Annotated in this window: 7 protein-coding genes; all 7 read left to right on the forward strand. The window is 71.5% G+C overall.

From position 1 onward, the window contains the following. The first annotated feature begins 293 nt into the window (after positions 1 to 293). The 7 genes from ACFXPK_RS06105 (at position 294) to ACFXPK_RS06135 (ending at position 8100) form a co-directional block, all read left to right on the forward strand. Complete coding sequence (locus tag ACFXPK_RS06105) at positions 294 to 1199, forward strand: LysR family transcriptional regulator (RefSeq protein WP_385007440.1); 906 nt, start codon at positions 294 to 296, stop codon at positions 1197 to 1199. A gap of 73 nt (positions 1200 to 1272) precedes the next feature. Continuing rightward, a complete protein-coding gene (locus tag ACFXPK_RS06110; RefSeq protein ID WP_385072178.1) occupies positions 1273 to 2529 on the forward strand; it encodes an FAD-dependent monooxygenase in 1257 nt (418 codons plus the stop codon). Positions 2530 to 2650: 121 nt separating this feature from the next. Beyond that, a complete protein-coding gene (locus ACFXPK_RS06115; RefSeq protein ID WP_385072180.1) occupies positions 2651 to 4513 on the forward strand; it encodes a multicopper oxidase family protein in 1863 nt (620 codons plus the stop codon). A gap of 286 nt (positions 4514 to 4799) precedes the next feature. Beyond that, positions 4800 to 5309, forward strand: coding sequence for a helix-turn-helix domain-containing protein (locus ACFXPK_RS06120; RefSeq protein ID WP_385007669.1), 510 nt, complete (start codon positions 4800 to 4802; stop codon positions 5307 to 5309). Between the two features lie 77 nt (positions 5310 to 5386). After that, on the forward strand, positions 5387 to 5893 hold the full coding sequence (locus tag ACFXPK_RS06125; RefSeq protein ID WP_385007671.1) for a hypothetical protein: 507 nt from the start codon (positions 5387 to 5389) through the stop codon (positions 5891 to 5893). A gap of 14 nt (positions 5894 to 5907) precedes the next feature. After that, positions 5908 to 7209 (forward strand): MAB_1171c family putative transporter, encoded by a 1302-nt coding sequence (locus ACFXPK_RS06130; protein WP_385072184.1) that lies wholly within the window; start codon positions 5908 to 5910, stop codon positions 7207 to 7209. Between the two features lie 6 nt (positions 7210 to 7215). Continuing rightward, positions 7216 to 8100, forward strand: a complete 885-nt coding sequence (locus ACFXPK_RS06135) for an oxygenase MpaB family protein (protein ID WP_385072187.1) — start codon at positions 7216 to 7218, stop codon at positions 8098 to 8100. Positions 8101 to 8170: the final 70 nt, after the last annotated feature.

Here is an 8170-nt window from a genome sequence, read left to right on the forward strand (position 1 = left end):
CTTTTTTTTTCGTTTTGTGGGTGTTTTTTTTTTTTTAATAAAACGCCATTTGTTGGGGCCTTTTTCTGTGCCCCCCGCCCCCCCCCCGCGGCCATACGTACGTATTCGCCGTGCCCTTAAGGGTGTTTTCCACCGACCGGACTGCGCGACCGCGACATTGCGCGCAGCATGGACATCGGACACCCGGCCGCCCCCGACGACCCCGCTGAGTGTCGGCTCTGTCGACCGACGAGTACCACCACCACCCCGCCGAGCACCGCGCGGGGCGAGCGCACAGGGGGACGGCCTTGACCATGGCGGTACAACTGAGCTGGCTGCGGACGTTCGTGACCGTCTACCGCCTGGGCTCCTTCACCAAGGCGGCCCAGCGGCTCGAACTGTCCCAGCCCACCGTGACCCACCAGATCCGCAATCTGGAACGGGAGCTGGGCAAGTCGCTCTTCGAACGCATCCCGCAGGGCGCCCTCCCCACCCCCGCCGCCGAGACCCTGCTGCGCGAGGTGCAGGGCCCGGTCGACGCGCTCGGCACCGTGGTGGAGCGCCACTTCGGCGGCGCCCCCGACGGCCATCCGCTCTTCGTGGGCGGGCCGGTGGAGCTGATCACCTCGCGCGTCCTGCCGGCCGTCAGCGACCTCGTCGCCGACGGGCTGCGCCTCACCTTCGGCTTCGGTCTCGCGGACGACCTGCTGGGCCGGCTGATGAGCGGCGACTTCGACCTCGTCCTGTCGACCGTACGGCCCCGGCTGCGCGGCATCACCGCCACGACGCTGGTGGACGAGGAGTTCGTGCTCCTCGCCTCCCCGGAGCTGGCCAGGGACATCCCCACCGACCGGCTCACGGAGAAGGAGGGGCCCGCCGTGCTCGCCAAGTACCCGCTGATCGCGTACGCCGAGTCCCTGCCGATCATCCGCCGCTACTGGCTCACGGTCTTCGGGTTGCGGCCGACCGCGACGCCCTCCCTCGTCGTGCCGGATCTGCGCGGGGCGCTCGCCGCGGTCAAGTCCTCCGCCGGTATCTCCGTACTCCCCAGCTACCTCGCGGCCGAGGAGCTGGTGCGCGGCGAGGTCGTCAAGCTGCTGGAGCCCGAACTCCCGCCCATCAACACCTTCTACCTCGCCACGCGGGACGGGGACCTGACCCGTACGGACCTGTCGTTGCTCCACGGGCAGCTCCTGATGAAGGCCCGCCTGTGGATGTGACGGCCGCCGCCCGCACCTCCCTGTTACTCTTCGCTGCCAATTGATCGCTCTGCGTCGTCATGGGGAGTGTGCTGTGAAGGTCGCCTGTGTCGGCGGCGGGCCCGCCGGACTGTACTTCTCGATCCTGATGAAGCGGCAGGATCCGTCCCACGAGATCACCGTGTACGAACGGAACCCGGCCGGGTCCACCTACGGCTGGGGGGTGACCTACTGGGGCAACCTCATCGAGAAGCTGCGCGCCCACGACCCCGAGTCCGCCCGCACGATCGGCGAGCGCTCGGTCCGCTGGAACGACGGGGTCGCGCACGTGGGCGACCTGACCACCGTCCACCACGGCGACGAGGGCTTCGCCATCGGCCGCCGCGAACTGCTGGACATCCTCGCCGGGCGGGCCCGGGAGCTGGGCGTGCGCGTCGTGTACGAACACGCGGTCACCGACGGCCCCGACGGTCCGGAACTGGCCGACGCCGACCTGGTGGTGGCCTGCGACGGCGTGAACAGCGGCCTGCGCGAGCGGTACGCCGGTCACTTCGGTACGGAGGCCACCGCCGGCCGGAACAAGTACATCTGGCTCGGCACCACCAAGGTCTTCGACTCCTTCACCTTCGCCTTCACGGAGACGGAGCACGGCTGGATCTGGGCGTACGGCTACGGGTTCAGCGCGCGCCACAGCACCTGCATCGTCGAGTGCTCCGAGGCGACCTGGACGGGCCTCGGGCTGCACCGGACGGACGAGGCCGGCACCCTGGCCCTCCTGGAGAAGCTGTTCGCCGTACCGCTGGACGGGAACAGCCTGATCGGCCGGGCGAACTCCGAAGGCGGCCCGGCGCAGTGGCTCACCTTCCGCACCCTCACCCACCGCGCCTGGTCCCACGGCCGCCTCGTCCTGATGGGCGACGCCGCGCACACCACGCACTACTCCATCGGCGCGGGCACCACCCTCGCGCTGGAGGACGCCATCGCCCTGGCGGGCGCGCTGCGCGACCACGCGGAACTGCCGTCCGCCCTCGCCCGCTACGAGCGCGAGCGGCGCTCCGCGCTCCTCCCCGTACAGAGCGCGGCCCGCTACAGCGCCCGCTGGTACGAGAACCTGACGCGCTACATCCACCTCCCACCCGCCCAGATGTTCGCCCTCCTGGGGCAGCGCCACTCCCCGCTGCTCCCGTACCTCCCGCCCGCGCTCTACTACCGCCTGGACCGCGCGGCGACCCGCGTGACAGCCCTGCGCACCCTCAAACGCCACCTGGGCCCGAGACTCGCCCGCACCCTCGCCCGTACCCGACAGGCCGTACGGAAGGTGCGCACACCCCATCAGAGTGTCCGAAAGTGAACGCAACCTTTATGGACCATTCGCAATCGGGCAACCGGGACGGATCGGGGTGAGTCCTACCCCGTGAAGGTGCCGCCGGGAGCATCCGGTGGCACGGGGGAGAGCAACGGGGGGTCGTACCTTGTCCGAGACCATCATCGGCGTGCCCGGAAACGGCGCCGACACGGAATCCACCGCCACCACGGCCGCCGCGGTCCAGTTGGGCGGTCTCACGCCCTTTCTGGACCGGCTGCGCGTGCCGCGGACGCTCCGGCCGGGGAGCGGGACCGAGCGGATCGAGCTGAAGTCGACCTGGGTGCGGCTGCACGCGCAGATGGCGCCGACCCATGTCTTCGCCTACAACGGGCAGTTCCCCGGTCCCACGATCGAGGTGAACAGCGGTCAGCGGGTCCATATCGCCTGGACCAACCGCATCAAGAACGCCCCGTACCCGGTCGCGGCGGGGGAGGCGCCCGCCGTCGGCGGTTCGGCGCTGCCGTACGCGCCGCCGGGCCGGGGCGAGGGGTTCGTGGAGATCAAGGAGGTCGCCGATCTCCCCGCCTGGTCCGTGACCCATCTGCACGGCGCCGAGACCGGCGGCGGCAACGACGGCTGGGCGGAGAACGCCGTCGCGTACAAGGACGCGCAGCTCTCCGAGTATCCGAACGAGCAGCCCGCCACCACGCTCTGGTACCACGACCACGGCATGAACATCACCCGGTGGAACGTCTTCGCCGGGCTCGTCGGGATGTATCTGATCCGCGACGAGGAGGAGGCGGCGCTCCATCTGCCGAGCGGGAAGTACGAGGTCCCGCTGATCCTGACGGACCGTAACTTCGAGACGGACGGACGGGGTCGGCCCACCGGGCGGTTGCTGCACAAGGTGCGCCGCGCGGCGGACGCGCCGGACGCCGAGTCGGGCAGGTACGTCACCCTGCCGTTCTCCGGACCGTACAACCTGGTCAACGGGGTGGTGTGGCCGTACCTGGACGTGGAACCGCGCTGGTACCGCTTCCGGTTGCTCAACGCCTCCAACGCCCGGATCTACAACCTCGCGCTGGTCGACGAGGAGAACCGGCCGGTGCGCGGCGCGATCCGGCAGATCGGTTCCGACGGCGGGCTGCTGCCCCGGCCGGTCTCGGTGGAGTACGACGAGACGACGCTGCGCGGGCTCTCCGTCGCACCCGCCGAGCGGATGGACCTGCTGGTCGACTTCCGCGCGCTGCGCGGGAAGAAGGTGCGGCTGGTCAATGTCGGCGGACAGCCGGCGGGGCTGCCCGACCCGGCGCGGGACGTGCTCTTCCCGCAGGTCATGGAGTTCCGGGTGGGGTCGCTGCCGGTCGCGGACCGGTTCGTCCTGCCGTCGGTCATCTCCTCGTCGTTCCGCCGGCTCACCCATGACACCCCGCACGGCCACCGGCTGGTCGTGCTCAGCGCGCCCGGTACGAAGGGCGGTGCGGGCCATCCGGAGATCTGGGAGATGGCCGAGGTCACCGACGGGTCGGCGGCGCCGGGGCAGGACGGGGTGATCGCGCTCCTCGGCGAGGGCGAGACGGTGCCGAGGATCTACCGGCGGATCGCCAGGACCTTCGACGACGCCCTCGGGTTCAAGGTCGCGCACGGCGACCACGAGCTGTGGAGCCTCCTCAACCTCGGTGGCCCCACGCACCCCATGCACATCCATCTGACCGAGTTCCAGGTGCTGGAGCGCGAGGTGTACGACGTGTCGGGCTTCAGCCCCGCGGGCGCCACGACCACCTCGCCGATCCGGTACACCGGCGCGAACCCGGTCCCGGACAACGAGCAGGGCTGGAAGGACGTGTTCCAGGTCCGGCGCGGTGAAATGGTCAAGGTCATGGGCCAGTTCACCGGGGCGCACGGCCGCTTCATGTACCACTGCCACCTGCTGGAGCACGAGGACATGGGCATGATGCGGCCGTTCACCGTCATGCCCCGGGAGGTGCTGGTCTTCGACCATCACCAGCCGGGTCACGGCGGCCACTGACAAGGACGCGCACACCGGAGTCCGCCCTGCGCCGGGCGCCTGCTGCCCACCCCCGTGAGGCAGCGGCGCCCGGCGCTTTCGCGGCCCGGGGCCGTTGTCTTCGTACCGGCGAGGTCGATCCTGTAGGTGACTCGGTCGGAAGTCAACTATCGTGGATTAATGAGTGAGACGGAGCGGGGAGTTCGGTGCTCGCTGGGGTACTTGCCCCGAATTTTCACAACGATCGTGTAAATCGATCGAGTGGCGTCATCCCCGCCGGGGGCCGAAGAGTTCTATAGTCCGATCCATGGCCACCACCGATTCTCCACACTCAGAAGCGTCGGCACCCCGTCCCGGCGAGGGTGGGGAGACGGCGTCGTCGGAGCCGATGGACTTCGCGGCCCGCTTCCGGCGAGTGATCTCGGTGATATACCCGAAGGACCTGGGCCGCCCCTGGCGCGACTCGGAGATCGCGGAGGGGACGGGCCTGAGCGGTACGTACATCGGTAACCTCCGCAAGGGCACCCAGAAACCCAGCCTGGAGAACGCGGTGAAGATCGCCAAGTTCTTCGGCGTCCCGCTGGACTACTTCAGCGACTCCGCCACCGCCCAGGCCGTCGAGCGTGATCTGCGGAAGATCGAGGCGCTGCGGGACGCCCGGGTGGAACGCATCGCGATGCGCGCGGCCGGACTGCCCCCCGCGATGCAGGACGCCGCGCTGACCGTGGTGGAGCAACTGCGCAAGGCGGTAGGGCTGCCCCACGGCCACACGGAGGGCCGTTCCGACGACCGTCCCGACAATCGTTCCGAGGAGTGACCGACAGCGGGCGTACCCCTCTGGGACACTGGCGCCTTGCCGGAACGGGCGCCGACACCGAGGCGGATGGGGAGAGCGTGGGAGATCTGGGGCGCACCCGCCGCCGCATGCGGGCCATGGTCAGAGAGCTGGACCTGCCGAGGACCCGCACCGTCGAGGAGCTGTGCGCGGCGGTCGCCGAACGGACCGGCCGCCCCGTCGAACTGGTCCCGCGCCGGATGCGGGTGGGGGAGCCCTCCGGGTTCGTCGAGCGCCGCGCGGCGGCCGACCTCGTCCACTTCGAGCAGGAGACCTCGTCCCTGCACCAGGCCCACATCATCTGCCACGAACTCGCGCACCTGCTGTGCGGCCACCTCGCCGAGGCGCCCTCCGCCGAGGAGGAGACCGCCGGGGTGGACCTGCCCACCCTCGACCCCGACCTGGTCAGGCTGGTCCTCGGCCGCTCGCACTACGACGAGGCGGCGGAGGAGGAGGCGGAGATCCTGGGCGCCGAGCTGACGCGTACCCTCGTACTGGCCCCCGGCGCCGGGACGACGTCCCAACTCGCGCCGGCGATGGAACACCGCAAAGGACAGCATGTCTGACATACGGGGACGGAATGTCAGGTATAGCTGACATATCCCATATATCCGCGGCCGGCCCGGCGCTCGGGGCGCCGCAGATACCTGACGCGCCGTTCAACGCCGTCTATCTCGGCATCGGTACGGTGGCCTGGGTCGTCGCCGCCCTGAAGATACGGGCCTGGCGCCGCGACCCGAGCCCGGGACTGCTCGTCGTCGCCCTGTCGATCGCCTCCCCCGCGACCGCGTTCGTCGTCGCAGCGCCGGTCGTCTACCGGCTGGTCGACCGGATCGCGCACCGTCCCAATCTGGCCACCCTCTTCGTCTACCTCGGCATCATGGGGTTCTCCGCCGCCGCCGTGGTGCTGGCGCGGATGTGGACCCCGCCGGAGGACCGCGTCGAGGCGCGGGTGTGGGACGAGGCCGCCGTGGAGACCTGGCGTCCGGTCCGGGTCCGCCTCACCGCCTTCGCCGTCCTGGTCACCGCGATGATCGTGCTGTTCTTCGCGGGCGGGCCCACCCGCCCGGAGACCCCGCTCACCTTCGACACCACCTTCGCGACGATCCCGTCCATCGCCCTCTTCCTCGTGCTCTACCAGGGCCTGTTCGGCTTCGCGCTCATCGACATCGGCCGCGTCTGCCTCCGCCACGCCGCCGGACTGCCGGACGGGCCGCTGCGGCGGGGGATCAGGCAGCTCGCCGTGGGCGCCTTCGTCGCCTGCGGATACGGGGTCAGCAAACTCGTCGCGATCGGCGCCGCCGCCGCCGGGACCACCGGTACGGAGTGGCTGAGCACCGCACTCGGCCCCGCGTTCGCCGCGCTCGGCGCCGTCCTCATCACCAACGGCTTCGCCGGTCCCGCCGTCGCCGCCTGGATCCGCAGGCGCCGCGACTACCAGGCCCTGCGCCCGCTGTGGGACCTCGTCTACCGGGCGGACCGGCGGCTCGCCCTGGAGGCGCCGCCCTCGGCGTGGACCGAGCGGCTGGCCGTACGCGACCTGGAGTGGCGCACCGCGCGGCGCGGACTGGAGATACGCGACGGCCAGTTGACGCTGCGCCCGTGGGTCACGCCCTCCGTCGTCCCCGCCGCCACCGCGCTCGCCGAGCGGGCCGGTCTGGACGAGGCGGAGCGGGCGGCCCTGATCGTGGCCACCGCGCTGCGCTGCGCCGTCGAGGCGCTGAACGCGGGGACGCCGCCGCGCCCCCGCGAGGACCAGATCCCGCTGCCCGGACTGGACGCGGAACCGGTCGAGGAGCGGGCGCACCTCGTACGGGTCGCCCGCCATCTGTACGCGCCCCTGACCGGCGAGGCGCTGGCCGCCGCCACGGCGACGGAGTGAGTGAGGATGACCGAGATCCACGAGACACGGGACCACGGGACGCGGGAGCCGGGCGGGGCGGACGAGGCGCGGGCGCCGGGGGGCGCTCCCGGTACGGGTGACGCGTTCGCGCGGCTCGTGCTGGAGACGATGCCCGAGGAGTCCAAGCTGGGGCTCACCCTGGGCTTCGTCCGCACCTTCGGCGTCCCCGGCATCGCCCGGGTCCTCCACTCCACGGGCCGGATGTACGACGAGCCGCGCGGCCGGGCCAAGGCGACGGGGGTCGCCATGTTCGCCCTGATCGGGCAGGGGGTGGAGAGCGCGGAGGGCCGGCGGATCGTCGAGGTGCTGCACCGGATCCACGACCGGCCCGACATCACCCCCGAGTTGATGCGGTACGTCCTGGCCTGCTTCACCGTCTGCCCGCTCCGCTTCGTCGACGACCACGGCCACCGCGCGGTGACGGACGAGGAACGGGCGGCGGCGTACGCCTTCCATGTCGGCCTGTCCGACGCGCTCGGCCTCTCCGGGGACGGGGACGGGGACACCGGCGACGGTACGGGGGATCGGAGCGCAGACGGCGCGGACGCCACGGACGGCGCGGGGATGGCCGGTGTGGAGCGGTGGATGCGCGCGTTCGAGGGCCGGCACTTCGCGCCGAGCGCCGAGGGCGCCGCGCTCTGGGAGGCCACCAGCCAGGGGTTGCTGGGCGCCCGGCTGCCCCGGCCGCTCGCCGGACTCGCCCCCGCGGTCGCCGCCTCGCTGCTGGACGAGCCGCTGCGTGCGGCGCTCCACATACGCCGCGCTCCCGCGCCCGTACGCGCCCTGGTCGCGGTGGCCCTGCGCGCCCGGGCCGCCGCCCGCCGGCGCCGTACCGCCCGCACGGCCCGTACCGCCCGTACTGCGGTCTGACGGGCCGACGGGCCGACGGAGCGAAGGACCCCGGGAACGGACGGGCCGGGGGGGGGGGTTCACCCACCCC

The sequence above is a fragment of the Streptomyces sp. NPDC059142 genome (genome assembly GCF_042755665.1).
Taxonomy (GTDB): Bacteria; Actinomycetota; Actinomycetes; order Streptomycetales; family Streptomycetaceae; genus Streptomyces.

Coding starts and splice junctions, on each gene's coding strand:
- ACFXPK_RS06135 (WP_385072187.1), top strand. CDS start 7,216: ATGACCGAGATCCACGAGACACGGGACCACGGGACGCGGGAGCCGGGC.
- ACFXPK_RS06105 (WP_385007440.1), top strand. CDS start 294: ATGGCGGTACAACTGAGCTGGCTGCGGACGTTCGTGACCGTCTACCGC.
- ACFXPK_RS06120 (WP_385007669.1), top strand. CDS start 4,800: ATGGCCACCACCGATTCTCCACACTCAGAAGCGTCGGCACCCCGTCCC.
- ACFXPK_RS06130 (WP_385072184.1), top strand. CDS start 5,908: ATGTCAGGTATAGCTGACATATCCCATATATCCGCGGCCGGCCCGGCG.